This is a genomic window from Sphingomonas jaspsi DSM 18422 (genome assembly GCF_000585415.1).
Lineage (GTDB): Bacteria > Pseudomonadota > Alphaproteobacteria > Sphingomonadales > Sphingomonadaceae > Sphingomicrobium > Sphingomicrobium jaspsi.
Map to the genome: position 1 here is coordinate 1,509,735 of NZ_KK073876.1, position 26,746 is coordinate 1,536,480.

A 26,746-nucleotide genomic window follows, 5' to 3' on the forward strand; every position below is an offset into this window, starting at 1 on the left:
ACGCCGATGGGAAGGCGTGGGTCGAGGCGGGTGGCCGCATCCTTGTTGCGTGCAGGCACGGCCGGGCTGGCGCTGCTGGCCGCGCCGCTACACGCCCAGCAGGCGCCCGCCAGCGATCCGGCAGAGCTCGATCCGGCGGCGCCGATGGATCCGATGCCCGACCTCGACGTCGAATGGCCGGACATGTCGGTTCCCGATCCCGCGCCGATGCCCGCGCCGGGGGAAGCCGATGAAGGCCAGGCCGAAGCCGCCTTCGACGACAGTGCGGACCAGATCAGCGATATTGCCTCGACCCAGCGCTATCGGTGGGAGCTGAAGGGGCTCGGCGGCATCGATACCGACGGGGCAATCCAGAAGGCGTTCGAGCAAAGATCGACGCTGCGGGCGGAGCGCAAGGAGCAGGCAAACGCCGCGCAGATCGACCGGCGGGCGCGCGCCGATGCGGAATTGTTGGCGGAATTGCTGAGGTCGCAAGGATATTATGACGCGTCGGTCGATACCGACATCCAGCTGAAGAGCGACGGCGTGCTCGTCGAACTGCTGGCGACGCCCGGGGCGCGCTACAGGTTCGCGCAGGTCGACCTGCCGGGGCTCGACGCCGCCGCGGGCGAGGAAGCGGGCAAGCTGCGCGACGCCTTCGCCGTCCGCGAAGGCGACCCGGTGGTGGCGCAGAACGTCATCGATGCGGGCATCGCGTTGCAGGTCGCGCTAGGCGCCGAGGGCTTCGCGACCGCCAAGGTCGGCGACCAGGATATCGTCGTCGACCATGACACCCAGACCGCGCGGCTGGTCCTTCCGGTCACGCCGGGACCGGTAGCCAAGTTCGGCCAATTCAAGGTGTCGGGCGAACCCGCCTTTTCGGCCAAGCATCTGGGCGTCATCGCGCGGTTCGACGAAGGCGATCGCTACAACCAGCCCGATGTCGACGATCTGCGCCGCGCGCTGGTCGCGACAGGGCTGGTGGGGTCGGTCGAGGTAACCCCGGTGCCGCGGCAGAACGGCGAAGTCATCGACCTGGACGTCAAGCTGACCCCGGCGCCGATGCGGACCATCGCGGGCGAGCTGGGGTACGGCACCGGCGAAGGCTTCCGGGCGGAAGCCAGCTGGCAGCATCGCAACTTCTTCAACCCGGAGGGCGCGTTGACCGTCCGCGGCGTCGCAGGCACGCAGGAACAGGGCGCGTCGCTGACCTTCCGGCGCAACAACTGGCTGCGCCGCGACCAGGTGCTGAACGCCCAGTTCCTGGCCAGTCACATCGATCGCAAGGCTTATGAGGCGAAGACCATTTCGCTGTCCGGCGGCTTCGAACGGCAGAGCAATTTCATCTGGCAGAAGAAATGGACGTGGAGCTTAGGCGCCGAGCTGATCGCGTCCGACGAACGCGACACGATCGAAGCGACCGGGGCGGAGCGGCGGCGGACCTTCTTCATCGGCGCCATCCCCGCGAGCCTGGGCTATGACGGCAGCGACGACCTGTTGAACCCGACGCGCGGGTTCCGGTTGAGCGGGCGTATCAGCCCCGAAGTCAGCCTGCAGGGCAGCGCCTTCGGCTATGTCCGGGCGCAGGTCGACGCCAGCGCCTATCGTCCGGTGAGCGAGCGGGGGGTGGTGGCCGTTCGCCTGCGTTTCGGCACGATCCTGGGCGCGACCCGCGATCGCATCGCGCCGTCGCGCCGTTTCTATTCGGGTGGCGGCGGATCGGTACGCGGCTACGGCTACCAGCAGCTCGGGCCGCGCGACATCGACAATGCCCCGATCGGCGGCCGCAGCCTGTCGGAGTTCAGTTTGGAAGCGCGGGTTAAGTTGAAGGCGTTCGGCGGCAATTTCGGGGTCGTGCCATTCATCGACGGCGGGTCGCTGTCGACCGAGGCCACACCCGATTTCAAGCAGTGGCAGCTCGGGGCCGGCATCGGCCTGCGCTATTACAGCAGCTTCGGCCCGATCCGTATCGACGTCGGCACCCCGCTCAATCCCCAGCCCGGTGACGGGCGGGTCGCGGTCGTGGTCAGCCTGGGCCAGGCCTTCTAGATGCCAACGGACCGCCAGGCCGATCGCATCGTCGTGCAACCGCGCAAGCATTGGGCGCGGCGACTGCTGAACGAATTGCTGGTGCTGTTGCTGGCGCTGCTGGCGCTGGCCGGGATCGGGCTGGTCTTCCTCGACACTGCGCCGGGCCACCGGTTCATCGTCGACCAGGTCGGCAAGCTGGAAACGGCGACGGGACTGAAGATCGGCATAGCGCGGATCGAAGGGTCGATTTTCGGCAAGGCGAAGCTGAAGGGCGTGACGGTCAGCGACCCGCAAGGCGTGTTCCTGACTAGCCCCGAAATCAGTGTCGACTGGGCGCCCGGCGCGTGGCTGTACAACAGCCTGCACATCGACAGCCTCGATGCCCGGCTGGTGCGGCTGGAACGGTTGCCCAAGCTGCGCAAAACCGGTCGCAAGGGGCCGATCCTGCCCGGTTTCGACATCCACATCGGCGCGCTGAAGATCGACCGGCTGGAATTGGCGAAAGGGTTAACCGGAACGGCGCGTGCGGGATCGGTGGCGGGGAGCCTCGACGTGCGTGCCGGCCGGGCGATGGTCGACCTCAAACTGGCGCTGATCGACGGTGACAAGCTGGCCGCGCGGCTCGATGCCGAGCCCGACCGCAACCGCTTCGACCTTGACGTGAAGGCGGTGGCGCCTGCCGACGGCCTGCTGCCCGCGATCGTCGGGCTCAAGCGACCGATCGACCTTGCCATCGACGGTGACGGCACCTGGACGCGCTGGCGCGGGGCGCTGAAGCTGCTGGTCGACGGCAAGCCGCACGGCGCGCTCGACCTTGCGGCCGACAGCGGGACCTATCGCCTGTCGGGGACGCTTGCGCCCGCACCCTTCCTAAAAGGTCGGCTGCAACGGCTGACCGCCCCGTCGATCCGGGTGAACGGCACCGCGACCTTCAAGGACCGCGTCCTCGACGGCGAACTGGCGCTGGCGTCGCCGTCGCTTCGGGTGGTCGCGCGCGGCGCGGTCGACCTCGCGGCCGGCGCCTATCGCGGCCTGCGCTTGGGGCTCGACCTGCTGCGTCCGCCGGCGCTGTTTCGCAACATGACCGGGCGCAACGTGCGCATGCTGTGGACGCTCGACGGGCCGATGGACCGCGCGGCCTACAGCTATCGCCTGACCAGCTCGCAGGTCGCGTTCGACAATACCGGCTTTATCGACGTGCGAGCCGAAGGGCGCGGCAAGCTGTCGCCATGGCCGATGAAGGTGGCACTGATGCTCAAGGCGCGGGCCATCACCGGCGTCGGCGACGTGGCCGGCGGCATCCTGGCCAACATCAGCGTGAAGGGGATGCTGGACATCACCCCGAAGCTGGTGCGCGGCGAGAAGCTCGTCCTCAACAGCGCCAAGGTGAACGGCACGCTGTCGCTGCTGATCGATCTCAAGACCGGGCGGTTCGACGTCGCCATTTCGGGCGGCCTCAAACGCTATCTGATCCCCGGCATCGGCATCGTCGATGTCACCACCGACCTCAAGGTCGTGCCGGGCCCCAACGGGCATGGGTCGCGGGTGACGGGAAGCGCGGTGGCGCAGGTGCGGCGGCTAGACAACAGCTTCTTCGCTTCGCTGACGGGCGGGCTGCCGAAGATCACCTCCAACCTCGATCGCGGGCCGGACGGGATCCTGCACCTCACCAACCTCCAGCTCTCTTCGCCCAAGCTGCGTCTGTCGGGGCAGGGCTACCGTCGCAAGGACGGCACCTTCTTCATCGAGGCGCGCGGCACCCAGGCGCAATATGGTCCGGTACGGCTGACGCTGGACGGGCATATCGAGCGGCCACGGGTCACGTTGCTGCTCGACCGGCCCAACGACGCGCTGGGACTGCGCGAGGTGACGCTGAACCTCGTACCCACCGCACAGGGCTTCGATTACAGTGCGAAGGGCGGGTCGCGGCTCGGGCCGTTCACGTCGAACGGGGCGATCCTGCTGCCCAAGGGTGCGCCCACCGTCATCGACATCGCCGCGCTCAACGTCGCCGGGTCGACCGCAACCGGTCGACTGAGATCCGATCCGGGCGGGTTCAACGGGACCCTGACGGTGGCAGGGGGCGGACTCGCGGGAACGCTCGGCTTCTCGCCGCAACAGGGCGCGCAGAAGATCGATGTCAGGATGGCGCTCAACCGACTTTCGGTGGGTGGCCAAGATCCGCTTTCGGTGCGCATCGGACGGATCGACGGCTCTGTCCTGCTGGCGGATGGGCGGATGAGCTTCGACGGGACGATCGACGGGCGAGGCGTGACCTTCGATGGCGTCGTGCTGTCGCGGATCAACGCCACCGCGCGAATGACCGACGGGGCGGGCAAGGTGGTGGCGACGCTCGCGGGAACGCGCGGCACCGAGTTCGACCTTAACCTTGCCGCCGACGTGACCCCGCAACGGATCAGCATCACCGGGCGCGGCACGTTGGCGCGGCGGCCGATCACGCTGGCCAGCCCGGCGGTGCTCAACGCGACGCGCGACGGGTGGGAGGTCGAGCCGACCCGCATCCATTTCGCCGGCGGGCAGGCCACCCTGTCCGGCCAGACCGGGTCGCGGCCCGAAATCAACGCCGAAATCCAGGCCATGCCGATGCAGCTGCTCGACATCGTCTGGCCCGGCGCGCGGCTGGGCGGGATCGCCAGCGGCCATATCGACTACCAGTGGGTCGGCCAGCCGATGGGCAGCGCGAACCTGCGCATTCGCCGCCTGACCCGCGCCGGCCTGGTACTGGCGTCGCAGCCGATCGACCTTGGCGTCAACGCCGTCATCCGCGACGGGCGCGCAGCGCTTCGGGCGGTGGCGGTGAGCGGGGGCAAGACCATCGGCCGTGCGCAGGCACGCTTCGCGCCGCTCGGTCGCGGGCCGATCGTGGCCGAATTGATGAATGCGCCGATGCAGTTGCAGGCGCGCTATGCCGGGCCAGCGGATACGTTGTGGCGATTGTCGGGGATCGAGATTTTCGACCTGTCGGGTCCGGTCGCGGTCGGCGCCGACATCAGCGGTCGGCTGGTCGATCCGCAAATCCGCGGCTCGATCCGCGCGCAGGGCGCCAGGATCGAAAGCGCGGTGACGGGGACAGTCGTCGAAGGCCTGAACGCCAGCGGCCGCTTCGACGGGTCGCGACTGACCTTCGGTTCGATCCAGGGAACGACGCCGGGCGGCGGCGCGGTTACCGGTAACGGAACGGTGGATTTCTCCGGCGGCGGGGTCGGCCTCGACCTCAATTTCCAGGCGACAAAGGCACGGCTGCTTGCGCGCGACGATATCGCGGCGACGGTCACCGGACCGCTGTCGATTAAGTCGCAGGCCGCGGGCGGGGTGATTAGCGGGACCTTCAAGCTGGACGGCGGCCGCTTCACGCTGGGCCAGGCGAGCGCCGCGGCGTCGGTTCCGCGGCTTGCGGTGCGCGAGGTGGGCCTCGACAGCGACATGGTCATCGAAGCCAAGCAGTTGGCGCCGTGGCGACTGGATTTCGACGTCGACGGCGGACCGCTGACGGTACGCGGGCTGGGCATCGACAGCCGCTGGTCGACCAAGCTGAAGGTTGGTGGCACGGCCGATGCGCCGAGGCTCAACGGGACGGCAGAACTGATCCGCGGAGACTATGACTTCGCCGGGCGCAATTTCCGCCTGTCTAAGGGCACCATCCGCTTCCGCGGCGAAAGCCCGCCCGATCCGCTGCTCGACATCAGGGCGGAAGCGCAGGTGCAGGGGTTGGACGCCAGCGTGGTGGTGACGGGCACCGGGCTGAAGCCGGAAATCCGTTTCGCATCGGTCCCGCAGCTGCCGCAGGACGAACTTCTGTCTCGGATGCTGTTCGGTACGTCGATCACCAATTTGAGCGCGCCGGAAGCGCTCCAGCTGGCCGCCGCGGTGACGTCGCTGCAGTCGGGTGGCGGCGGGCTCGACCCGATCAACGCTGTACGGCGCGCGGTTGGCCTCGACCGGCTGCGGATCCTGCCGGCCGATATCTCGACGGGGCAGAAGACGTCGCTATCGGCAGGCAAATATATCGGGCGCAGGCTGTTCGTTGAGGTGATCACCGACGGGCAGGGCTATTCGGCGACGCGGATCGAATTCCAGGTGACCCGCTGGCTGTCGTTGCTGTCTTCTGTGTCGACGATCGGCCGCACCAGCGCCAACGTCCGCATCAGCAAGGATTATTAGCGCTTCATATAACCTTCGAGCTCGGCCTTCAGCTCTTCGAGCGAGGCGCGCTGCCACTGCTGCGCCCAGGGGCTGTCCGCCTCGGTCGCGGTGCGCAGGAAGCCCGGGCGGGCCCAGCGCTGCGGCGTGACGGTCGGTTTGGCCAGCGCCAGCTTCTTGAGGTCGAACGTTTCGCGGAACGTAAGCCCGGACTGCCCGCCGCGCGCCCAGGCGACGAAGGCGAACACCTGTCCCGCTTCGCCGAGGTCAAGGTATAGTTCGACGCCGACGGGATATTCGACTTCGCCCTCGATCAGGGCGCCGGTCGGCGAAATGTTGCGCAGGCGGACGCGGTCCGACGAGTGATTGTAGAGGACGTCGCCCATCCAGATCAGCGGGTGACGCTGGGCATCGCGGCGCGCCTCCTCCGGCTGCTCGGGCAGAATGACCGCTTCCTCCTCGACCGCCGGCGGCTCGGGCGCCTTTCCGGCCTTGAGGTCGGGAAAGCTGCGACGGATGACGTCGAGCAGCAGTTCGTCGCGAACGCCATGGTCGCAATCGATCTGCGTTTCGTGCGCGAATTCCAGCCCGAAGCGATCGCGCCGGATCCAGCGAACGGCACACTCGATCGGCGAGCCGTCACCCAGGATAAGTTCGACCCGCTCCCACAGCCGCGGCTCGAAATCGCCGCGAACCATTGCTCCGCCGGCCGATAGGTTAACCAGGTCGACCTCGACCCGTTCCCCGCGGAAGTCGAGCGCGGCTTTCTCGTCGTTCAGCCGATGACGGTCGTTCCAGCGATGGTCCTGGGTCCGTCCGCTGTCACGCGCGACGCCCACCGACGACAGCGCGTCCGCTTCGCTGCCCTTGCCCGCCTTGTCGGCGAGTAGTTGCTCAGGCTTGCCCGGGGTTTTCCCGGCTAGCACGGCGGCGCGGAACTGGTTGGTCAACGGCTTCTTCCCCCGGGTACAGGTCAGTCGAACGGCGTATCGCGGACCAGTCGGTCCTCATGCTGCCGGGCGAACGGACGGCGGCGCTCGCTTGCACCCAAGGCCGGCAGGCGCGGGCCGGGCAGGCTTCGCGCGAAGGACGGATCGATGGCAAGCTGGCAGCCCATGCGTGCGAGCATGCGCGCGAAGGCGTTGCCAAATGGTTGATGGGGCAAAAATAAGGGCGCCCTCCGTCATCGGGAGGGCGCCCACTACAACGGCCTGTGATCGGGGGGATCAGGCGCTGTAATACATATCGAATTCGACCGGCGACGGCGTGGTTTCCCACCGCATCACCTCTTCCCACTTGAGCTCAATATAAGCGTCAATCTGGTCCGCCGTAAAGACGTCGCCCTTGAGCAGGAATTCCTTGTCGCTCGCCAGCGCGCCGAGCGCTTCGCGGAGCGAACCGCAGACGGTCGGGACATTGACGAGTTCGGCGGCCGGCAGGTCGTACAGGTTCTTGTCCATCGCCTCGCCCGGGTGGATGCGGTTCTGGATGCCGTCGAGGCCAGCCATCAGCAGCGCGGCATAGGCGAGATAAGGGTTGGCCATCGCGTCGGGGAAGCGGAATTCCACGCGCTTGGCCTTTTCGCCCGCGCCATAAGGGATGCGGCACGAGGCCGAACGGTTGCGCGACGAATAGGCCAGCAGCACCGGCGCTTCGAAGCCCGGCACCAGCCGCTTGTAGCTGTTGGTGGTCGGGTTGGTGAAGGCGTTGAGCGCGCGGGCGTGCTTGATGACGCCGCCGATGAAGTAGAGCGCGGTTTCCGAAAGGCCCGCATAGCCGTTGCCGGCGAACAGTGGCTTGCCGTCCTTCCAGATCGACATGTGGGTGTGCATGCCGCTGCCATTATCCTTGGCGATCGGCTTGGGCATGAAGGTCGCGGTCTTGCCATAGGCATGGGCGACCATGTGCACGACATACTTGTACACCTGCATGCGGTCGGCGGTTTCGACCAGCTTGCCGTAGGTGAGGCCGAGTTCGTGCTGGGCGGCGGCGACTTCATGGTGATGCTTGTCGCAGGGCAGGCCCATTTCGATCATGGTCGAGACCATCTCGCCGCGGATGTCGACGGCGCTGTCGACCGGCGCGACTGGGAAATAGCCGCCCTTGGCACGCGGACGGTGGGCCAGGTTGCCGCCTTCATACTGCTTGTTGGTGTTGGTAGGCAGCTCAATGTCGTCGATTTCGAAGCCGGAGCCGGCATAGCCGTCGTGGAACCGGACGTCGTCGAACATGAAGAATTCGGCTTCCGGGCCGACGAACACGGTGTCGCCGATGCCGGTGGCCTTGAGATAGGCTTCGGCGCGGGTCGCGGTCGAACGGGGATCGCGGGCGTAAAGCTCGCCGGTGCCCGGCTCGACGATGTTACAGACCAGGATCAGCATCGGGGTCGCCGAGAACGGATCCACATAGGTGGCGTCGAGGTCGGGCATCAGGATCATGTCGGATTCGTTGATCGCCTTCCAGCCGGCGATGGACGAACCGTCGAACATGAAGCCGTCGGTCAGCATATCCTCGTCGATGACCGACGCGACCATGGTCAGGTGCTGCCACTTGCCCTTGGGGTCGGTAAATCGCAGATCGACATATTCGATCTCGTTTTCTTCGATCATTTTCAGGACTTTGGACGCTGCGCTTGCCATGATGTCTATGCTCCGGAGGTGAACAGAATCACCCGCAGGCCCCCCTGCAGGTTTGTTGCAGCGAGCGATTCCAGAAGGGCGTTACGGAGTCACGACTGGGGTGAAGATTTCACGGGGATATGTCATGCCTTTGCGATGGAATCATTCTACGTCGTGGTGCAGGACCTTTTCGAAGCGTTCTACGATGCAATCGATAGGCGGTTCGGTCGACTTGCCGCTTGGCTAGTGACGCTGGCGGCCGTTCCTGTCTTCTTTGTTGGTAGCTATGTTCTGTTAGTCTGGCTGACTCAATAAACCCGCCGCTGCGCCTGCACGAGCATCCTAAGCAGCATCGCGACCGGGCGGGGGACGCCGACCTTGCCTTCCAGCCACAGGCTGACCGCCGAGCGGCTGACGCCGATCGCGCCGGCAAGGTCGGACTGGGTCTTGTAGCCGAGCGCGCGCATGTGGCGGCGCAGCTCCTCCGGCGACATGGATGCCTTGAGATTCGGGTCCTCGGCGTCGGTCATTGCAGGACGTGGTAGCGGAGGGATTTGGCGAACGGAAGCGCAGACCGGCCTGACGTCAATTCAGGCAGTCGGTCCTGTATGCGCTGCGACAGGCCGTCCGATCCTCGCCGTCTCTCGCGCAACGACGCTCGCTTCGCTCCGTTTCGCTCGGCGGCTCAGATGGCGTCGTGCCCGCGGTCTCCGGTGCGGATGCGCACCGCCTGTTCAACGGGAAGGACGAAGATCTTGCCGTCGCCGATGCGCCCGGTCTTGGCCGCGGCCTCGATCGCTTCGATGGTGCGGTCGACCAGGTCTTCCTCGACAACCACCTCGATCTTCACCTTGGGCAGGAAGTCGACGACATATTCGGCGCCGCGATAAAGCTCGGTATGGCCCTTCTGGCGGCCGAAGCCCTTTACCTCGGTCACGGTGATGCCCGACACGCCCACTTCGTGCAGCGCGTCCTTCACATCGTCGAGCTTGAACGGTTTGATGATGGCTTCGATCTTCTTCACGGCCCGCCTCGCTAATGGATCTCGCGGCGATATTAGGCACAGCCGGAACGCAAACGCCATATTTTCATGCTGCAGTGCGAAATCTTCAACAGGCGAGGGGTTGTCAAACCGCTGCCGCAATTGGTCGGCAGACGCGCAGGCCATGAAGAAAGCCATCATCCTGTCGGCGGGCCAGGGCTCGCGTCTCGGCCACCTGACCAGCGACCGGCCCAAGTGCCTGATCGAGTTCAACGGCCGCACGTTGCTCGACCGCCAACTCGATGTGCTGGCCGCCAACAGGGTGGAGATGGCGACCGTCGTCACCGGCTTTCGCGACGATGCGATTGAAGCCGCGCTCGACCGTCGCCGCGCGGCCGGAGAGGGGCCGGAGGTGCGGACCGTCTTCAACCCCTTCTACAAAGTCGCCGACAACCTCGGCTCGCTATTCGTCGCGCGCGACGCGATCGATGGCGACACGCTGGTGTGGAACGGCGACACGCTGGTCAGCGATGCGCTGATGGCGGCGGTGGTGGCGAACGATCGAGACGGCATCTGCGTCACCGTCGACCGCAAGGACAGTTATGACGACGACGACATGAAGGTCGTCCGCGACGAGGACAGCGGCCGCCTGCGCGCCATCGGCAAGCGCATCGCGGCGGGGGTCAATGCGGAGAGCATCGGCCTGCTCGCCTTCCGCGGCGACGGCGCCGCCCGCTTCCGCGCGGCGATCGAACAAGCCATGCGGACCAAGGAAGGCACCACCATTTGGTACCTGCGCGTCATCCACCACATCGCCCAAACGAGCGACGTGTGGACGTTCGACATCAACGGCCATGAATGGGGCGAGGTCGATTTCCCGGAGGATGTGGCGGCTGCCGCGGCACTGACCAAGCGGTGGGATGACGCCGTTCAGCGAGGCTGACCGAGGCTGCCGGCGAAGAGCCGCCCCGCCAATGGCAGGGCGGCGAACGGTTAATTTAGCAATTGCAGGGCTTGCAGTTGCAGGGGCTGCAGTTGCAGCCCTTAGCCTTGCAGCGACACGGGTTGCAGCCACAGGCGGCGGTGTTCTTCGTTTCCATCACATTTTCTCCTTCTGTCCAACAGCGGACAAAAGGCTTATGGCATCCGTACCATGGTACGGAATCAAGCGAAAAATTCAGATACGATCGGCGGTCTTGCCAAGGCAGTCGGTGTCAACGTCGAAACCGTCCGTTATTATCAGCGGCGCGGATTGCTGCCCGAGCCGCCGCGCGTCGGCGGCGAAGTGCGGCGATACGGTGCCGAGGATGTGCGGCGGCTGAAATTTATCCGATCCGCACAGACCGCCGGCTTCACCCTAAGCGAGATCGGCGAACTGATCGAATTGGACCGGTCCGACGATCGTGCGCGGGTTCGTGAGATGGCAGCGGACCGGGTCGCGGCACTGGATCTTCGGATCGCCCAGCTGACCGAAGCGCGTGACGCGCTCAGTCGGCTCGCGAGGGCCTGTGCCCATTCGGCGGCCGGACCTTGCCCAATCCTGGATGCGTTTGACCGCGCGAACTGAACGACGCCGACTTAATAGGGCGGGCGGTCGAGGCCCCTCGGGCTCTTCGTGAATATCTCGTGCCCGGTTTCGTTGATGCCGATGCTGTGCTCGAACTGCGCCGACAGCGACCGGTCGCGGGTGACCGCGGTCCAGCCGTCGTCGAGCAATTTGCAGTCGGCGCGGCCGATGTTGATCATCGGTTCGACGGTGAAGAACATGCCGGGGCGAAGCTCGGGCCCGCTGCCGGCGCGGCCGGCGTGGACGACTTCGGGGCTGTCGTGGAACAGGCGTCCGAGGCCATGGCCGCAGAAATCGCGGACGACGCCATAGCGATGCTTTTCGGCATGGGTCTGGATGGCGTGGGCGATGTCGCCGATGGTGTTGCCGGGCTTGGCCTGTTCAAGGCCAAGCATCAGGCATTCATAGGTCACGTCGACCAGCTTCTTCGCCTTGATCGGAACGTCGCCGACGAAGAACATGCGGCTGGTGTCGCCGTGCCAGCCGTCGAGCAACGGGGTGACGTCGATGTTGACGATGTCGCCGTCCTTCAGCGCCTTTTCGCCGGGAATGCCGTGGCACACGACATGGTTGATCGAGGTGCAACAGCTCTTGGTATAGCCGCGATAGCCGAGGGTCGCGGGCACGCCGCCGGCGTCGACCGTCATCCGGTAGACGATGTCGTCGAGTTCCTGAGTGGTGACGCCGGGAACGACATGCTTGGTCAGCTCGTCGAGGATTTCCGCCGCCAGCCGCCCGGCCTTGCGCATACCTTCGAAGCCCGCTTCGTCGTGGAGCTTGATCACATGGCTGCGCGGTTCGGCCCGGTCTTCAGGCCCGACGTGGATATATTCGGTCATGCGGCCTAGATAGGGTGCGACGGCGGAAAAGTCGAACGGAGGCGTGCGTGGGCAAGGTGTGGACGGCGGGACTGGTGGTAATCGGGGACGAGATCCTGTCAGGCCGGACGCAGGACAAGAATATCGCGCAGGTTGCCAGCTGGCTGAACGTCCAGGGCATCCGCCTGCGCGACGTGCGCGTCGTGCCCGACGTCGAGGAGCGTATCGTCGAGGCGGTCAATGCGCTTCGCACCGGCTACGATTATTGCTTCACCACCGGTGGCATCGGGCCGACGCACGACGACATTACCGTCGACGCCGTGGCGAAGGCGCTGGGCGTCGAGGTGATCGTCCATCCCCAAGCGCGGGCGATCCTCGAACGCTATTACGAGACCCGCGGCGGGCTCAACGAAGGGCGACTGCGGATGGCGCGGGCGCCGCAAGGCGCGGAACTGATTCCGAACAAGATGTCGGGCGCGCCGGGGCTGAAAATCGGCAATTTGTTTCTGATGGCAGGCGTCCCGCACATCACGGCGGGGATGCTCGACGCGCTCACCGGGACGCTTGAGGGCGGGCGGCCCTTGGTCAGCGTCACGCTCGGCGCCTTTGCGCCGGAGAGCGAGGTGGCCGAACTGCTCCGGACGACCGAGAAGGCCAACGAGGGCGTGTCCATCGGCAGTTACCCGTTCTTCCGCGAGGGGCGGGTGGGGGCCAATTTCGTGGTCCGGTCGGAAGACCAGGGGCAGGCCGATGCGGTGGCCGGTACGCTGGCGGCGGGACTGGCCGAGGCGGGATATGAACCCGTTGCCGGCGGAATTTAGGCCGCGCGGCGGCGTGGTGTCTTGGCCAGCGTGACCATGGTGATCAGCGCAAAGACCACGGCGATGGCGAACGGTGCGCCGGGCCAACGGAACGGGGCGCTGTCGCCGGTGAAATAGGCGAGCGCCGGGTTGTAGAGCAGCGGCGCAAACACCGCGCCCAGCGCCATGACGCTGCCGCCGATGCCCTGCACCTCGCCTTGTGCATCGGCCGGAACGCGTTGCGACAGCATTGCCGACAGCGAAGGCTGCACCAGCGACTGGATCGCGATGATGACGATGAACATGAGCGCGATCGTGCCGCTGTCGATCAGCATGTATCCGGCAAAGCCGCAGGTCGCGCCCACCAGGCCAATCTGCGCGGTCCGGCGCTCGCCGAAACGCGCCACCATCCTCCCGGTCAGGAAGAACTGGCAGAAGGCCATGGCGATCCCCACCGCCGCCAGCGACGCCCCGATGCGGCCGCTTGACCAGCCGAAATTGGCGATGGTGTAGTAGGACCAGACCGACGGGTAGACGAGGCTGGCGATCTGCCACACGAAATAGGTGACTACGACCCACGGCAGTCCCGGGATCGATCGCACGACCGCGATGGCGCCAAGCGGGTTGGCGCGGCGCCAGTTGAACGGTCGGCGCAGCTCGGACTTCAGCGTTTCCGGGAAGACGAACAGTCCGTAAAGGAAGTTCAGCCCGGCCAGCAGGGCTGCGGCGGCGAACGGGATGCGGTGGCCGAATTCGCCGAGCAGACCGCCGATCGCCGGGCCGACGACGAAGCCGATGCCGAACGAGGCGCCGACCAGCCCGAACACCCGCGCACGCTGGGCGGGCGGGGTGATGTCGGCCAGCGCGGCCTGGCACGGGCCATAGGTGGCGCCGAACAGGCCGGCGAGCGCACGGCCGAGGAAGAAGAGCGGCAGGCTGTTGGCGATGGTTAGCAGCGCATAATCGATCGCATAGCCGGCCAGCGCACCGAGCAGGACGGGACGGCGGCCGAAGCGGTCGGACAGGTTTCCGACGGTCGGCCCGGCGACGAATTGGACCACCGCGTAGAGGAGGGCGAGCCAGCCGCCGATCTGCGTCGCGCGCGGCAGGTCGATGTGGCCGACCTCCATGATCAGGCGCGGCAGCGTCGGGATGATGATGCCGAAGCCTATCGCGTCGATCAGCACCGTGACGAGGATGAAGGGGGCGGCGTGGGGGATGCGGGCGGCCGTGCTGTTCATATCAACCGCCTGTGTCTGGGAGCCAAAGTCGCCGCCGGACCATCAGTCCGGCGCGCTCCAAAATCAAGACAGCCCCCGGCAGTCAGGATTTTGGAGCGGGTGAAGGGAATCGAACCCTCGTCGTAAGCTTGGGAAGCTTCTGCTCTACCATTGAGCTACACCCGCCCGAAGGCGTGGCCGGAGCGGTGCCACGCAGCCCCGCGACCGTCAAGCGCCCAAAAGAAAACGGCGCCGCCCGAAGGCGACGCCGCAATCTTTGTTATGGCGCGAAGGCTTAGAAGCCGACGCTGACCGTCACGCTGGCAGTGCGCGGCGCACCGATCTGCACGAACGGCGGGTTGCCCCAGTTGATGCTGCTCGAGATCGACTGGGCCAGGCCACCGCCGAAACCGCCGACGTAGAACTTGTCGAACAGGTTGTAGACGTTGAACTGGACGTAGGTCTTCTTCAGGCCTTCGTCGAAGTAGCCCATGTTGACGCGCGCATCGAGGTTGACCAGCCAGTAGCCCGGGGCAGCGTTCGGGAAGATCTGCTGCTGGGTCGTGACGCCGATCTTGCCGCGATACAGCGGATCGTTGTTGTCGAAGATGTAGCGCTTGCCGGTGAACTTGGCGGTCGCGCCAAGGTCGATCGGGCCGAGCGTCGCCAGGACCGAGGTGCCGAAGGTGTGCGTCGGGGTACCCGATTCACGCTTGCCGGCAGTCTGGGCGTAGATCGGGGCGCCGAGCACGGTGCAGCCGAAGGTCTGGTTGGCGGCCAGGATCTGGGTCGCGTTGCATTCTCCGTTCAGCACGTCGTCGATGATCTTCGAACGGTTGATCGAGCCGAAGGTGTAGAGCGTCAGTTCCTTGATCGGCGAATAAGCGATCGAGGCGTCGAGGCCCCACTTATTCACGCGGCCGAGGTTGCGGTACACGGTCTGGTTCAGGTCAGGATCGTAGGCCGAGGCCAGACGGTCGTTGAACTTGGTGAACCAACCGGACAGCTGCGCCTGCACCTTGGTCGAACGGAAGCGGAGGCCGAGGTCCCAGCTGTCCGTCGTTTCCGGCTTCGGCTTCGCCGGGGTGGTGCCCTGCGGGTAGTAGAAGCTGTTGTACAGGTTGTCCGTACCCGGGACCGACAGGCCCTTGGCATAGCTGGCGAAGGCCGACAGGTTGCGGGTGATGTCATAGACGAGGCCCAGGTTCGGCAGCAGCTTGTGATAGGTCAGCGTGCGCTTCTGCGGCGGCGCATAACCGGTCACGACGCCAGTGGTCGAATTGTAGCTGTACGGGTTGGCCAGCGCATAAGCTGCGATGTCGGCCGGGTCGCCGAGGCAGTCGATGAAACCGCCCGCCGAGGTGGTGAAGCAACGCTGGTCAAGCTGGCGCTTGAAGAACGGCGCACGGACGCCGACGTTGACCGTCAGGTCGCCGAATTCGCCGCGATATTCACCGGCGATCTGGTGAAGGATCGCATAGCTCTGGCGGTCGCGCTTCTGGACGGCATTGCCGTTTTCGTCGACCAGCGGGCTGTTGACCGGGAACACGTCGATCGGTTCGCCATTCGCCTTGACACCCAGCAGCTGGCCGGTCTGGCGGTGGTTGGCGTGATCGTAGGTGTACGACAGGCGGACGGTGTTGCTGTCGTTGATGTCCCAGCGCAGGCCCGAGATGACGCCGACGCGCTTGGTGCGGGTCTGGCTCGGCGCGAGCAGGGTGACGCCGTTGAAGTTCGAACTGGAGCAGCCCGAGCCGGCGGGCGAGCAGGTGTCGAGCTTGTCGCCGTCACCGTTGAGGTCGGCACCGAAGTAGTACTGACCGCCGATGAAGCCGGTGTACTGGACGCCGCCGATAGTGCGGAAACCTTCACGGCCGGTGATGGTGCCGCCGCCGTTGGCCTTCACATACTGGAAGCTGGGGTCGACGGTGAGGACGACGCCCGGCGCCAGGGTGAAGCGCGACGAGCCGCGGATGTTGCCGGTGTTCGACGGGTTGTAGCGACGGTCGAATTCGGTGCCACAGGTGTTGGCGACATCGGCAACGCCGTTCTGCGCGACGTCGGTCGTGCACGGGTAGTTGATGTCATATTCGCGCTGGTCGGCAGTGCGCGGGAAGCGGTTGTTCGTGCCCGAACCGACGACGCGCGGCGCCGGGTTCGTCGCGCTCTGCGTGGTGTCCCAGCGCAGCGGCAGCGAGCCGAAGAAGTTGTTGCGGTTCTGGTTATAGTGGCCGGCAAGGGCGATGAAGTCGCCGTTGTTGCCCAGCGGCTGGTACACCTTGGCGTTGTACTGCTGCTTGTTGACCTTGCCATAGTTGTTGAACGGGTTGTCGTTCTTGGCGGTCGAGGCCGAAACCCAGGCGCGGGTGCCCGACGAGGTCAGCTCGCCGGTCTGGAAGATGCCGAAGAAACGGCGGAAGTCGAACTGACCGACCGAGAAAGACAGGCGGCCGCCCATCTTCTTGTCCGGGGTGATCGAGCGGTAGTTGACGGTGCCGCCGACGGCCGACGCGGTCGGGCTGTCGACGTCGGTGGTGCCGAGGTTGACGTTGACCTGTTCGATCAGCTCCGGATCGAGCTGCTGGTTCGAATAGATGGCGTAGTTGCCCGAATCGTTCAGCGGGATGCCGTCGAAGGTGAGGCTGATGCGCGACGAATCGAAGCCGCGGATGGTCAGCGTGCCGCCCGACGAGCCGTAAGCGTCGTTGTTCTGGAAGCTAACGCCCGGAACCAGGTTCACGGTGTCGAGGATGGTCTGGCCGGGGTTCTGGCGCGCGATCATTTCCTGCGTCAGGACGGCCTTGGCCTTCGACGTGTCAGGAGTCTGGACGCCGCCGACTTCCTGGGTGCGAGTGCCGGTGACGACGATTTCCTTGTCGAAGTCGACCGAGCCGGTCGACTGGGCAAAGGCGGCGGTCGGCATCACGACGGCCGTCGAGCAAAGCAGAATCAGTTTCTTCACGTTGAACCCCAGTAAAAAGAGTTGCCTAATCCGTTAGGCACACGGGGCGGCTAGGGGCAGAATAAGACAAAAAGGTGACCACCCTGTCGGGCATCACCTTTTTCAAATTGCCGTTGCAAAAATCCCACTCAGCCGACGCCACCCCGCGCGACTATGCGGGGGCCATTAGCAAAAATATGCGTCTTTACAAGCCTGTCAGTTAGGCGGGCTGGGCGTCCAGCTTTCGGCCGATGCCGACGAACAGGTAAACAAGCGCCGGGACGAGCACGATCGACAATACGACCTTCGCGATCATCTGCCCGACGAGCAATTCAGTGATCGGGAAAACGCCGTAGAAGGCGATGCTGATGAACAGCAGCGTGTCGACGATCTGGCTCAGCACGCTCGAGATGCCAGCGCGGAGCCACAGGAGCTTCCCGCCTTCGCGGCCCTTGAGCCAGCTGAAGATGGTGACGTTGAGGAAGGTCGACGTCCCGTAGGCGACTATTCCGGCCGCCCAGATTCGCGGGGTGCCGGCCATCATCAGGTTGAACGCATCGAGGCGTTCGGGCTGCATGTCGGGCGAAGCCGGAACGGCTAGCACCGCCAGTGTCAGCAGCAGCGAGGCGACCAGCGGGACGAAACCGATCAGCACCAGCTTGTTGGCGACCTCGCGGCCGTGAAGTTCGGCGATCGCGCTCGACGTGACGACCAGCAGCAGGAAGGCGAAAATGCCGGCCTCGACCGCCAGCGGCCCCATCGCGACTTGCTTGTTGCCGAGTACGCCGGCGATGCACACCATGCCGCCGTAGAAGATCGAAAAGCCGAAAAGCGATTTGGAGATGCCGGCGGGCGCGCTGCTGTCGTTCATCGCCGAAGGCCTAGCCAGATTTCGGCGCGGGGCAAGTCCATTTCCGTTTGACCGCTTGGCCCGCTAAAGCTAGGCGGCGCTCCGCCTTTCCCAACCCGTTCAGGACTCTAGCGACCGCCCGCATGGCCGAAGCCACCATCGATATCGTTGCCATGGGCGATGCCATCGTCGACGTCATCGCGTCGTGCGACGACCAGTTCCTGATCGACCATGACCTTCCCAAAGGCTCGATGCAGTTGCTGACGCCGGCCCAGGCCGATTCGCTCTATTCGGCGATGGGCCAGGCGCGCGAGATGTCGGGCGGCAGCGCCGCCAATTCGATGGCCGGCGTCGCCGCGATGGGGGGCAAGAGCGCGTTTATCGGGCAGGTCGCCGAAGACCAGCTGGGCATGATCTTCGAACATGACATGCACGCGCTTGGCGTCCATTTCGAAACGCCGACGCTGATCGGCGGGCCGCCGACAGGTCGCTGCCTGATCCTGGTGACGCCGGACGCGCAGCGCACGATGAACACCGCGCCGGGCGCGAGCCACGAATTGAGCGTCGACGGGCTCGACCATGAGCTGATCCGTTCGGCCTCGATCCTCTATCTCGAAGGCTATCTGTGGGGTCCGGAAAAGCCCCGCGCGGCGATGATGAAGGCGGTCGAGATCGCCCACGACGCCGGCCGTAACGTCGCCTTCACGCTGAGCGAAAGCGTGTGCATCGCCGGCCGCAAGGAAGGTTTTGCCGCGATGATCGACGGTGGCGGGGTCGACCTTCTGTTCGCCAACGAGGACGAAGTGCTGCAGCTGACCGGCCGCACCGATGTGGACGCGGCGCTGGCCGAACTGCGCGCCAAGGTGCCGACGCTGGTCGTGACGCATGGACCCGACGGCGCGTCCGCGATTCGCGACGGCGAAATGATCCGAATTCCGGCAGCCCCGGTTTCGCAGGTGGTCGACACGACCGGCGCGGGCGACCTGTTCGCCGCCGGCTTCCTCACCGCGCATTGCAAGGGCGCGAGCCTCGAGCGCTGCCTGTGGACCGGCGCGATCGCGGCTGGCGAAGTGATCCAGCACTATGGCGCGCGCCCGATCACCGACCTCAAAGCGAAGATCGGGCTGTGAGCGAGATCAAGCGCCTTGCCGTCTATTGCGGCGCCAATGCCGGCGCCAACGCAGCGTACACCGATGCCGCCCGCGACCTCATTCGCGAAATGGCGGCGCGCGGGATCGACCTGGTTTACGGCGGCGGCAAGCTCGGCCTGATGGGCATCATCGCCGATGAAATGCTGAGCGCGGGCGGCAAGGTCTATGGCGTCATCCCGCAGGCGCTGGTCGACAAGGAAGTCGCCCACCGCGGCCTCACCGAGCTGCACACCGTCAACACGATGCACGAGCGCAAGGCCGCGTTCACCGAGCTGAGCGACGGCTTCGTCTGCCTGCCGGGCGGGATCGGCACGCTCGACGAACTGTTCGAAGCCTGGACGTGGAACGCGCTCGGCTACCACGCCAAGCCCTTCTGCCTGCTCAACGTCGACAATTTCTGGGACGGGCTGACCGACTTCATGGACCATGTGTCGGCGAGCGGGTTCCTGAGCGAAGCGCGCCGCGCGCAGCTGCTGAAAGCCGCCACCCCCGCGGAGGCGCTCGACCTGCTGGACTCGGCCGTGAAAACTGCCACACAGGGCATGACTTGGTAATTCTCGCCCGGGGAGGGGCGGCGTCCTTATGAACCAGAGCCTGCTGGGGTTCGCCGGTGTTGCGGCGATCATCCTTATCGCCATCGCCTTTTCGTCGAACCGTCGCGCGATCAGGTTTCGCGTCGTCGGCGCGGCGTTCGCGCTGCAGGCAGTGATCGCCTTCCTCGTTCTGCGCACGACCGGCGGCCGCGAAGTCATCCAGGCCATGTCCGACGGGGTTGCCGCGCTGCTCGGCTACGCCGGCAAGGGCACCGAATTCCTGTTCGGGCCGAGCGACAAGAACCCGCTCGCCAACACCTTCGCCATCGCCGCGCTGCCGGTGATCATCTTCTTCGCCTCGCTGGTCGCCATCCTTTACTACCTCGGCATCATGCAGCGCGTGGTGAAGTGGGTCGGCGGGGCGATCGGCTTCGTCACCGGCGTCAGCAAGGTCGAAAGCCTGGGCGCGGCAGCCAACATCTTCGTCGGCCAGTCGGAAAGCCCGCTGGTGGTGCGGCCCTACCTCGCCGCGCTGCCCAAGAGCCAACTGTTCACACTGATGTGCGTCGGCATGGCGGGCGTCGCGGGCACGATTTTGGCGGCTTATGCCAGCCTGCTGGGCGAGCAATATCTGCCCTTCCTGCTAGCCGCCGCCTTCATGTCGGCCCCGGGCGGCATCCTGATGGCCAAGCTGATCATGCCCGACGAACCGCCGTCGGCCGGCGAGCTGCCGCTCGAAGGCGCGGTCGCGGTGGCGCCGGAAGAGGACATCGACGTGCAGGGCTTCGAAGAAGGCGAGCAGCCGGCGAACATCATCATGGCCGCGGGTCAGGGCGCGCAGACCGGCGTCAAGCTGGCGGTCGCGGTCGGTGCGATGGTGCTGGCCTTCGTCGCGCTGGTGGCGCTGCTCAACGGCATGATCGGCGGCATCGGCCACCTGTTCGGCCAGGACGGTTGGAGCCTGCAGGCCGGCCTCGGCGCGCTGTTCGCCCCGGTGATGTACCTGATCGGCGTGCCGTGGAACGAAGCGGGCGTCGCCGGCGGGCTGTTCGGCACCAAGATCGCGCTCAACGAATTCGTCGCCTTCATCGACCTCGGCAATGCTGAGGGCGCCGCGGCGGCGCTGAGCGATCGCAGCCGGGCCATCGTGACCTTCGCGCTGTGCGGTTTCGCCAACTTCAGTTCGATCGCGATCCAGATGGCGGTGGTCGGCAATTTAGCGCCGAACCAGAAGGCCAATGTCGCACGGCTGGGCCTCAAGGCGCTGCTCGCGGGCAGCCTTGCCAACCTGATGTCGGCGGCGCTCGCCGGGATCATGCTGCCGTAAATTTCGTTTGTTTGCCGTCAATTGCGCCGCGACAGCGGCAGGAGTAAGTGCGCGCCCATGACTATCGACACCATCACCAGCGAAAGCGTCGCGACCGTTTCGCTCGCCGATGCCGAGACCAATCCGGACCGGCTTGCCCAGGACCTTGGCAACAGCTTCGTCAACTATGGCTTCGCGATCGTCCGCGACCATGGCATCCCGCAGCAGCTGATCGATCGCGCCAACGAACTGGCCAAGCAATATTTCGCGCTGCCCGACGCGGTGAAGCGCAAATATCATGTCGAAGGCGGCGGCGGCGCGCGCGGCTACACGCCGTTCGGGATCGAAACTGCCAAGGGCGCAAACGCCTACGATCTCAAGGAATTCTACCACGTCGGCCGCGACCTGCCGAAAGGGCACAAGTTCCGCGATCATATGGGCGACAATGTCTGGCCGGATGAAGTGCCGGGCTTCAAGGAAACCTTCCAGCAGCTTTATGCCGAGTTCGACAAGGCGGGGGCCAAGCTGCTCCGCGCAGTCGCGCGCTTCCTCAAGATCGATGAGGATTATTTCGTCGACGCGATCCGCGACGGCAATAGCGTGATGCGCATGCTGCACTATCCGCCGATCCCGGCGCAGCCCGGCGAGCATATCCGCGCCGGCGCGCATGGCGATATCAACGCCATCACGCTGCTGCTGGGCGCGGAAGAGGCGGGTCTCCAGCTGCTGACCAAGGAAGGCAAGTGGCTCGACGTCAAGCCGAAGGAGGGCGAACTCGCCATCAACATCGGCGACATGCTCGACCGGTTGACCAACGGCTATTTGCCCTCGACGCAGCACCGCGTGGTCAACCCGGCGCCGGAACGGGCGAGCAATTCGCGCTACTCGATGCCCTTCTTTCTGCACTTCCGCAGCGACTTCGAGATCAAGGCACTGCCGGGCTGCGTGCCGGAGGGCGAAGAGCCCAAGCAGCCGCCGATCACCGCGAACGAATATCTCCAGGAACGTCTGCGCGAGATCAAACTCAAATGACCGACGATGAATATGTCTACGACGAGGAGTCGGGCGAGTGGATGCCTGCCTCCGAACTCGCCGCCAAGCAATCGGCGGCCGACACCGTCGAGGTGCGTGATGCGGTTGGCAATCTGCTCGCCGATGGCGATGCGGTGACGCTGATTAAGGACCTCGACGTCAAGGGCGCGGGCCAGACGCTGAAGCGCGGCACCCTCATCCCCTCGATCCGCCTGACCAGCGACGCGCAGGAAATCGACTGCAAATATCCCGGCATAAAGGGGCTGGTGCTACGCGCGGAGTTCGTGCGCAAACGGTAGGGCGGTCCAGTGCCCATTTGCGAAGTCCACCGCCGATGTTACGCTGCCGCAACGCTGGGGGTTGGCGGCATGCGGTTTCGGCTACCACGACCATTGAAGGGTTGGCGCGTATTCGCGGGAGAGGTGGGCGTCATCGTGCTCGGCGTCCTGCTCGCGCTTGGCGCGGAGCAGCTCGCTTCCACGTTGAGTTTGAAGGCCGAGGCGCGCGAATTTCGCCGCACGCTCGATCATGAGATCGGCCTCAACCTGTTCGCCTATAACGTCCGCAGCCGCCAAAGTGCCTGCAACGCCAAGCGGCTCGAGGACCTGCTCGACTGGATAAAGGCTGCGAAGGACGGGCACCCTTCGCCAGGAATGAACCTTCATTCGCCGGCCATCCTCTATCCCTACCGCAGCGCGTGGGACTCGCGCGATGGCGAGGTGTTCAATTCTCTACCCGCCGGTGCACGCCAGAAATATGCTGAATTCTATGACGAGCTTCGGGGGAATCTCGATCGGTTGAACGAAGAGCACGCAGCCTGGGAAGCGCTGCGGGGCTATTCCATCAGCGGTCCCATTACGACCGACGATCGACGGACCATGCTGCGTGAAGCCGTCAAAGCATATTCTACCGAAGTGACATGGAGCGGCAACATGCCGGTCTCAAAGGCGATCGCCGACCAGCTTGGGATCAAGCCCATCCAACCGGACAATCTGACCAAGGAATTTCTGGATTCGCTCGACGATTGCAATCCGGTGTTAAAGACCGGGCAAGCGGATCCGGCCAAGCAGGCTCGAAGCAGTTAGGCGCTGTCTTTCAAATTTGCAGGACCGAACCCGTGCGGGATCAGGTTATGAATGCGCAGCCTTTCGACCTTCAGTCCGTCGCCCGACGCGGCGAGGATTTCGATGTCGGTGCCGCTAAGGTGCGCGGCCTCAAGGATCGCCTGGCGGCATCCGCCGCAGGGGGTGACCGGCGCTTCGCCCTTCAGCTCGCTGCCCGACCCGTCGCCGCCCGCCACCGCGATGCGGCGGACCTTGTCGAGGCCGAAGGCGTGCTGGGCGGTGGTGAGCGCGCTCTGCTCGGCGCACAGGCCGAGCCGATAGCAGGCGTTTTCCATGTTGGCGCCGGTGACGATCTCGCCATCGACGCTTTCGATCGCGCATCCGACCGAGAAGCGGGAGTAGGGGGCATAGGCCTTGAGCGCGGCTCCGCGGGCGCGTTCGATCAGTTGTTCCTCGTTCATGCAAATGTCTCTAAGCGCTGGCACAGCCTGCCCGCAATAACGTTGATACCGGAGTGACGATGCGCCGCCTTGCCCTGTTGATCGCGACCCTGACGCTGACCGCTTGCGCGACGGCGCCGCGTCATGCCGACGTGCCGCCGACTGTCCCGCCGCCGCTGCCGCCCTTCCCAATCCAGATCCTGGCGTTCAACGATTTCCACGGGAACCTCGAAACGCCGCCGCCGGTCGAATTCACCGAAGCGGATGGCAGCAAGGTGAAGGTGACGACCGGCGGCGCTGCGCACCTGGCGGCGATGCTCGAAAAGCTTCGCGCGACCAATCCCTACACGGTTACCGTGTCGGCGGGCGACACGATCGGCGCGACGCCGCTGACGTCTGCGCTGTTCCTCGACGAGCCGACGATCGAGACGATGAACCGGCTGAAGCTGGAGTTCAACGCGGTCGGCAATCATGAATTCGACAAGGGCGTGCTTGAGCTTAAGCGGATGCAGCAGGGGGGCTGCATTCAGCATACGCGCCGCATGCCCTGCGCCGTCGAGCCGTTCCAGGGCAGCAAGTTCCGCTACCTCGCCGCGAACGTCATCCAGCCCGACGGCACGACCGTCTTCCCGTCGAGCGGGATCAAGCAGTTCGATACGCCGGTAGGGACGATCAGGATCGGCTTCATCGGCATGACGCTGAAGGACACCAAGAACCTCGTCACCCCGGGTGGAGTCGCAGGACTGACCTTCGCCGACGAAGCGGCGACCGCCAACGCGCTGGTGCCCAAGCTGAAGGCCGAAGGGGCGAATGCTATCGTGCTGCTGATCCACCAGGGCGGGAAGCTGCCGACCTTCAACCGCGGCAACGGCTGCGACGGATTTTATGGCGAGATCAAGCCGATCGTCGAACAGCTCGACCCGGCGATCACCACCGTCGTCAGCGGCCACACCCATTGGGCCTATGTCTGCCAGAACGGCGCGGTCGACACCAAGCCCGGACAACTGCTCACCAGTGCGGGCAAGTTCGGCTACATGGTGACCGAGATCCGGCTCGGCTTCGATCCCAAGACCAAGGCGCTGGTCGACCAGAGCGCGGTCAACGACATCGTCGGCGACGGACAGAACGGCGAAGATGCGGCCGTCAAAGCCTATGTCGATAAATATGTCGCCGCGGCCGCCCCGCTCGCCAATCGCTTGGTCGGCAGGCTGACGACGGTCGCAAAGCGCAGCGAATATGACGGCGAAAGCCCGGCGGCCGACCTCATCGCGGACTCGATGCTGGCGGCGACGAGGGACAAGGCCAAGGGCGGCGCGCAGATCGCGCTGGTCAACGCCACCGGCGTCCGCGTCGACCTGCCGGGCGGCGAAGTGCTGTACAAGGACGCCTTCAAGATGATGCCGTTCGGGAACAACCTCGTCGTGATGACCCTGACCGGTGCGGATTTAAAAGAAGCGGTCGAGCAGCAGTTCGCGATTCCGGTGCGGGAAGGCTTCAACGATCCCTCGGTCCTCGCGCCCTCGATGGGGTTCGGCTACACCTTCGACCTGTCGCGCCCGCAAGGGTCGCGCATCGTCGGAATGACGCTGAACGGGAAGCCGATCGACCCCAAGGCGAGCTATCGCGTCGTGGTGAACAACTACCTCGCTAGCGGCGGCGACAGCATCAAGGCGTTCACCAAGGGACGCGATATCACTGACGCCGGGATCATCGACATCGACGCGCTTATCGCGTGGATCGCGGGCGGACGCACCCCGCCCAAGGCGGACCGCATCACGCGGGCATTTTAACGCAGCGGCGGTTCGTCGAAGCTCCTGAGCTTGCGGCTGTGGAGGCCGTCGCCTTCCTGCCTGAGCAGGTTGAGCGTCTCGATGCCGATCTTGAGGTGCTGACTGATCGCACGTTCGTAAAAGGCATTGGCCTGCCCGGGCAGCTTCAGTTCGCCGTGCAGCGGCTTGTCGCTGACGCATAGCAGCGTCCCGTAGGGCACGCGGAAGCGGTAGCCCTGCGCGGCGACGGTGGCCGATTCCATGTCGATCGCGACCGCGCGGCTCTGGTTGAAGCGCAGCGCCGACAGCGTGTAGCGCAGCTCCCAGTTGCGGTCGTCGGTGGTGACCACGGTGCCGGTGCGGAAGCGCTTCTTGAGCTGGTCCTCATCCTCGCCGGTGACGGAGAGCGTCGCCTGGTACATCGCGTTCTGCACTTCGGCGATGGCCGGGATCGGGATTTCGACCGGCAGGATGTCGTCCATGACATGGTCGTCGCGCAGGTAAGCGTGGGCGAGGACATAGTCGCCGATGGTCTGGCTGGGACGAAGGCCGCCGCAATGACCGATCATCAGCCAGGCATGCGGGCGGAGGACCGCGATATGGTCGCAGATGGTCTTGGCGTTCGACGGGCCGACGCCGATGTTGACCAGCGTGATGCCGTCGCCTTCGGGCGTCATCAGATGGTAGGCCGGCATCTGGTGCCGCCGCCATACGCCCGCCGCGATCTGTTCCTCAGCGTCGGTCAGGTCGCCATGTTCGTAAACACCGCCCGGGACCGACAGGCCGGTGAAACGACTGTCGGGCTCACGCAATGCCGCAATGGCGGTGCGCACGAATTCGTCCACGTAGCGGACATAGTTGGTGAACAGCACATAATGCTGGAAATGGTCGGTCGGCGTGCCGGTGTAATGCTTGAGCCGCGCGAGGCTGAAGTCGGTGCGCGGCGCATCGAACAGCGCCAGCGGGCGGGTCGGGTCGAGCGCCAGGTCCCACGCACCGTCGGCTATCTCGTCGCCGATTTCGACGAGGTCGGTCGAGGGGAACCAGCGCGACAGTTCGGCGGTGGTGATGCCCTTGAGGTCGAGGTCGCCGCCGTCAAGGACGAACGGGTAAGGGATTTCGCTGGCCGATGAGCCGACGCTGACCTTCACCTGATAGTCGCCGACGAGGTGGCCAAGCTGTTCGCGCAGATATTCGCGGAATAGGGCGGGGCGGGCGATCGATGTGGTGTAGATGCCGGGCTGGTTCAGCCGGGCGAAGGCGCGGGCCGGGGTCGGCGGCGGCGTTTCCGGATCATATTCGATCCTGAGTTCGGGATAGGCGAAGGCCCCATCGTCGCGGGCCTTGGGGTCGGGCCGTACGCCCCGCTCGGCGTAGGCAGTGAGCGCTTCGCGCAACCTGGTAACGGACTGTGTGTAGCGGGCTTCGAGTTGGTCCAGGATCGTTTCGATATCGTTCTTTTCTGTCATGCCGGGGCCGACTGC

At 65.4% G+C, this 26,746-nt stretch carries 23 protein-coding genes and 1 tRNA gene; 12 read left to right on the plus strand and 12 right to left on the minus strand.

Features of this window, described 5'->3' with window-relative positions; all coding sequences use genetic code 11:
• Positions 1–6 precede the first annotated feature (6 nt).
• Complete coding sequence (locus tag G570_RS07855) at positions 7–2,028, plus strand: autotransporter assembly complex protein TamA (protein ID WP_156930392.1); 2,022 nt, start codon at positions 7–9, stop codon at positions 2,026–2,028.
• Positions 2,029–6,192, plus strand: coding sequence for a translocation/assembly module TamB domain-containing protein (locus tag G570_RS07860; protein ID WP_037500950.1), 4,164 nt, complete (start codon positions 2,029–2,031; stop codon positions 6,190–6,192).
• Here the strand turns inward: G570_RS07860 and G570_RS07865 are convergent.
• The 5 genes from G570_RS07865 to G570_RS07880 form a co-directional block, all read right to left on the minus strand.
• The gene (locus G570_RS07865; RefSeq protein ID WP_037500953.1) at positions 6,189–7,121 is read right to left on the minus strand and encodes a PilZ domain-containing protein; all 933 of its coding nucleotides are present in this window, start codon (positions 7,119–7,121) and stop codon (positions 6,189–6,191) included. The genes G570_RS07860 and G570_RS07865 overlap by 4 nt on opposite strands.
• Before the next feature lie 23 nt (positions 7,122–7,144).
• Positions 7,145–7,300: a hypothetical protein gene (locus G570_RS13725; RefSeq protein ID WP_156930393.1), complete on the minus strand. Its 156-nt coding sequence runs from the start codon at positions 7,298–7,300 to the stop codon at positions 7,145–7,147.
• 97 nt (positions 7,301–7,397) lie between these two features.
• Positions 7,398–8,810, minus strand: coding sequence for a type I glutamate--ammonia ligase (gene glnA / locus G570_RS07870; protein WP_037500957.1), 1,413 nt, complete (start codon positions 8,808–8,810; stop codon positions 7,398–7,400).
• 287 nt (positions 8,811–9,097) lie between these two features.
• Positions 9,098–9,319 (minus strand): helix-turn-helix domain-containing protein, encoded by a 222-nt coding sequence (locus G570_RS07875; RefSeq protein ID WP_037500960.1) that lies wholly within the window; start codon positions 9,317–9,319, stop codon positions 9,098–9,100.
• Between the two features lie 155 nt (positions 9,320–9,474).
• A complete protein-coding gene (locus G570_RS07880; protein ID WP_037500963.1) occupies positions 9,475–9,813 on the minus strand; it encodes a P-II family nitrogen regulator in 339 nt (112 codons plus the stop codon).
• A gap of 142 nt (positions 9,814–9,955) precedes the next feature.
• Here G570_RS07880 and G570_RS07885 point away from each other — a divergent pair, with 142 nt between their 5' ends.
• Together G570_RS07885 and G570_RS07890 are read left to right on the plus strand one after the other, a co-directional pair.
• Positions 9,956–10,714 (plus strand): phosphocholine cytidylyltransferase family protein, encoded by a 759-nt coding sequence (locus G570_RS07885; protein WP_037503991.1) that lies wholly within the window; start codon positions 9,956–9,958, stop codon positions 10,712–10,714.
• Positions 10,715–10,924: 210 nt separating this feature from the next.
• Positions 10,925–11,338: a MerR family transcriptional regulator gene (locus G570_RS07890; protein WP_037500966.1), complete on the plus strand. Its 414-nt coding sequence runs from the start codon at positions 10,925–10,927 to the stop codon at positions 11,336–11,338.
• 11 nt (positions 11,339–11,349) lie between these two features.
• On the opposite strand, the gene map is transcribed toward G570_RS07890, so the two are convergent.
• Complete coding sequence (gene map, locus G570_RS07895) at positions 11,350–12,177, minus strand: type I methionyl aminopeptidase (protein ID WP_037500969.1); 828 nt, start codon at positions 12,175–12,177, stop codon at positions 11,350–11,352.
• A gap of 47 nt (positions 12,178–12,224) precedes the next feature.
• On the opposite strand from map, the gene G570_RS07900 reads away from it, so the two are divergent.
• The gene (locus tag G570_RS07900) at positions 12,225–12,977 is read left to right on the plus strand and encodes a competence/damage-inducible protein A (protein WP_037500972.1); all 753 of its coding nucleotides are present in this window, start codon (positions 12,225–12,227) and stop codon (positions 12,975–12,977) included.
• Here G570_RS07900 and G570_RS07905 read toward each other — a convergent pair.
• The 4 genes from G570_RS07905 to G570_RS07920 all read right to left on the minus strand — a co-directional run bounded on the left by G570_RS07905 (position 12,974) and on the right by G570_RS07920 (position 17,988).
• Positions 12,974–14,197 (minus strand): TCR/Tet family MFS transporter, encoded by a 1,224-nt coding sequence (locus G570_RS07905; protein WP_037500975.1) that lies wholly within the window; start codon positions 14,195–14,197, stop codon positions 12,974–12,976. The genes G570_RS07900 and G570_RS07905 overlap by 4 nt on opposite strands.
• A gap of 91 nt (positions 14,198–14,288) precedes the next feature.
• A tRNA-Gly gene (locus G570_RS07910) sits at positions 14,289–14,362 on the minus strand.
• A gap of 109 nt (positions 14,363–14,471) precedes the next feature.
• The gene (locus tag G570_RS07915) at positions 14,472–17,099 is read right to left on the minus strand and encodes a TonB-dependent receptor (protein WP_051504550.1); all 2,628 of its coding nucleotides are present in this window, start codon (positions 17,097–17,099) and stop codon (positions 14,472–14,474) included.
• Between the two features lie 238 nt (positions 17,100–17,337).
• Positions 17,338–17,988, minus strand: a complete 651-nt coding sequence (locus tag G570_RS07920) for a queuosine precursor transporter (RefSeq protein WP_037500981.1) — start codon at positions 17,986–17,988, stop codon at positions 17,338–17,340.
• Positions 17,989–18,110: 122 nt separating this feature from the next.
• Between G570_RS07920 and G570_RS07925 the strand changes: the two genes are divergently transcribed.
• From G570_RS07925 to G570_RS07950, 6 genes are all read left to right on the plus strand, one after another.
• Positions 18,111–19,097, plus strand: coding sequence for an adenosine kinase (locus G570_RS07925; protein ID WP_037500984.1), 987 nt, complete (start codon positions 18,111–18,113; stop codon positions 19,095–19,097).
• The gene (locus G570_RS07930; protein ID WP_425423556.1) at positions 19,094–19,672 is read left to right on the plus strand and encodes an LOG family protein; all 579 of its coding nucleotides are present in this window, start codon (positions 19,094–19,096) and stop codon (positions 19,670–19,672) included. The genes G570_RS07925 and G570_RS07930 overlap by 4 nt, the downstream gene beginning before the upstream one ends.
• Before the next feature lie 28 nt (positions 19,673–19,700).
• Positions 19,701–20,978 (plus strand): NupC/NupG family nucleoside CNT transporter, encoded by a 1,278-nt coding sequence (locus G570_RS07935; protein ID WP_037500986.1) that lies wholly within the window; start codon positions 19,701–19,703, stop codon positions 20,976–20,978.
• Positions 20,979–21,035: 57 nt separating this feature from the next.
• On the plus strand, positions 21,036–21,989 hold the full coding sequence (locus G570_RS07940; RefSeq protein WP_084607610.1) for an isopenicillin N synthase family dioxygenase: 954 nt from the start codon (positions 21,036–21,038) through the stop codon (positions 21,987–21,989).
• A complete protein-coding gene (locus tag G570_RS07945; protein WP_037500988.1) occupies positions 21,986–22,288 on the plus strand; it encodes an alkylphosphonate utilization protein in 303 nt (100 codons plus the stop codon). Before G570_RS07940 ends, G570_RS07945 begins: the two co-directional genes overlap by 4 nt.
• A 123-nt stretch (positions 22,289–22,411) precedes the next feature.
• The gene (locus tag G570_RS07950; RefSeq protein WP_037500990.1) at positions 22,412–23,074 is read left to right on the plus strand and encodes a hypothetical protein; all 663 of its coding nucleotides are present in this window, start codon (positions 22,412–22,414) and stop codon (positions 23,072–23,074) included.
• Here the strand turns inward: G570_RS07950 and G570_RS07955 are convergent.
• Positions 23,071–23,514, minus strand: coding sequence for a cytidine deaminase (locus G570_RS07955; RefSeq protein ID WP_037500991.1), 444 nt, complete (start codon positions 23,512–23,514; stop codon positions 23,071–23,073). The genes G570_RS07950 and G570_RS07955 overlap by 4 nt on opposite strands.
• Before the next feature lie 59 nt (positions 23,515–23,573).
• Here G570_RS07955 and G570_RS07960 point away from each other — a divergent pair, with 59 nt between their 5' ends.
• Positions 23,574–25,283, plus strand: a complete 1,710-nt coding sequence (locus G570_RS07960; RefSeq protein WP_037500993.1) for a bifunctional metallophosphatase/5'-nucleotidase — start codon at positions 23,574–23,576, stop codon at positions 25,281–25,283.
• Here the strand turns inward: G570_RS07960 and G570_RS07965 are convergent.
• The gene (locus G570_RS07965; protein ID WP_037500995.1) at positions 25,280–26,731 is read right to left on the minus strand and encodes an AMP nucleosidase; all 1,452 of its coding nucleotides are present in this window, start codon (positions 26,729–26,731) and stop codon (positions 25,280–25,282) included. The genes G570_RS07960 and G570_RS07965 overlap by 4 nt on opposite strands.
• Positions 26,732–26,746: the final 15 nt, after the last annotated feature.

Excerpts from the sequence above, each read along its gene's own strand:
- G570_RS07855 (WP_156930392.1), top strand. The coding sequence starts at position 7 with ATGGGAAGGCGTGGGTCGAGGCGGGTGGCCGCATCCTTGTTGCGTGCA.
- G570_RS07860 (WP_037500950.1), top strand. The coding sequence starts at position 2,029 with ATGCCAACGGACCGCCAGGCCGATCGCATCGTCGTGCAACCGCGCAAG.
- G570_RS13725 (WP_156930393.1), bottom strand. The coding sequence starts at position 7,300 with ATGCTCGCACGCATGGGCTGCCAGCTTGCCATCGATCCGTCCTTCGCG.
- glnA (WP_037500957.1), bottom strand. The coding sequence starts at position 8,810 with ATGGCAAGCGCAGCGTCCAAAGTCCTGAAAATGATCGAAGAAAACGAG.
- G570_RS07875 (WP_037500960.1), bottom strand. The coding sequence starts at position 9,319 with ATGACCGACGCCGAGGACCCGAATCTCAAGGCATCCATGTCGCCGGAG.
- G570_RS07885 (WP_037503991.1), top strand. The coding sequence starts at position 9,956 with ATGAAGAAAGCCATCATCCTGTCGGCGGGCCAGGGCTCGCGTCTCGGC.
- G570_RS07890 (WP_037500966.1), top strand. The coding sequence starts at position 10,925 with ATGGTACGGAATCAAGCGAAAAATTCAGATACGATCGGCGGTCTTGCC.
- map (WP_037500969.1), bottom strand. The coding sequence starts at position 12,177 with ATGACCGAATATATCCACGTCGGGCCTGAAGACCGGGCCGAACCGCGC.
- G570_RS07905 (WP_037500975.1), bottom strand. The coding sequence starts at position 14,197 with ATGAACAGCACGGCCGCCCGCATCCCCCACGCCGCCCCCTTCATCCTC.
- G570_RS07915 (WP_051504550.1), bottom strand. The coding sequence starts at position 17,099 with ATGCCGACCGCCGCCTTTGCCCAGTCGACCGGCTCGGTCGACTTCGAC.
- G570_RS07920 (WP_037500981.1), bottom strand. The coding sequence starts at position 17,988 with ATGAACGACAGCAGCGCGCCCGCCGGCATCTCCAAATCGCTTTTCGGC.
- G570_RS07925 (WP_037500984.1), top strand. The coding sequence starts at position 18,111 with ATGGCCGAAGCCACCATCGATATCGTTGCCATGGGCGATGCCATCGTC.
- G570_RS07935 (WP_037500986.1), top strand. The coding sequence starts at position 19,701 with ATGAACCAGAGCCTGCTGGGGTTCGCCGGTGTTGCGGCGATCATCCTT.
- G570_RS07940 (WP_084607610.1), top strand. The coding sequence starts at position 21,036 with ATGACTATCGACACCATCACCAGCGAAAGCGTCGCGACCGTTTCGCTC.
- G570_RS07945 (WP_037500988.1), top strand. The coding sequence starts at position 21,986 with ATGACCGACGATGAATATGTCTACGACGAGGAGTCGGGCGAGTGGATG.
- G570_RS07955 (WP_037500991.1), bottom strand. The coding sequence starts at position 23,514 with ATGAACGAGGAACAACTGATCGAACGCGCCCGCGGAGCCGCGCTCAAG.
- G570_RS07960 (WP_037500993.1), top strand. The coding sequence starts at position 23,574 with ATGCGCCGCCTTGCCCTGTTGATCGCGACCCTGACGCTGACCGCTTGC.
- G570_RS07965 (WP_037500995.1), bottom strand. The coding sequence starts at position 26,731 with ATGACAGAAAAGAACGATATCGAAACGATCCTGGACCAACTCGAAGCC.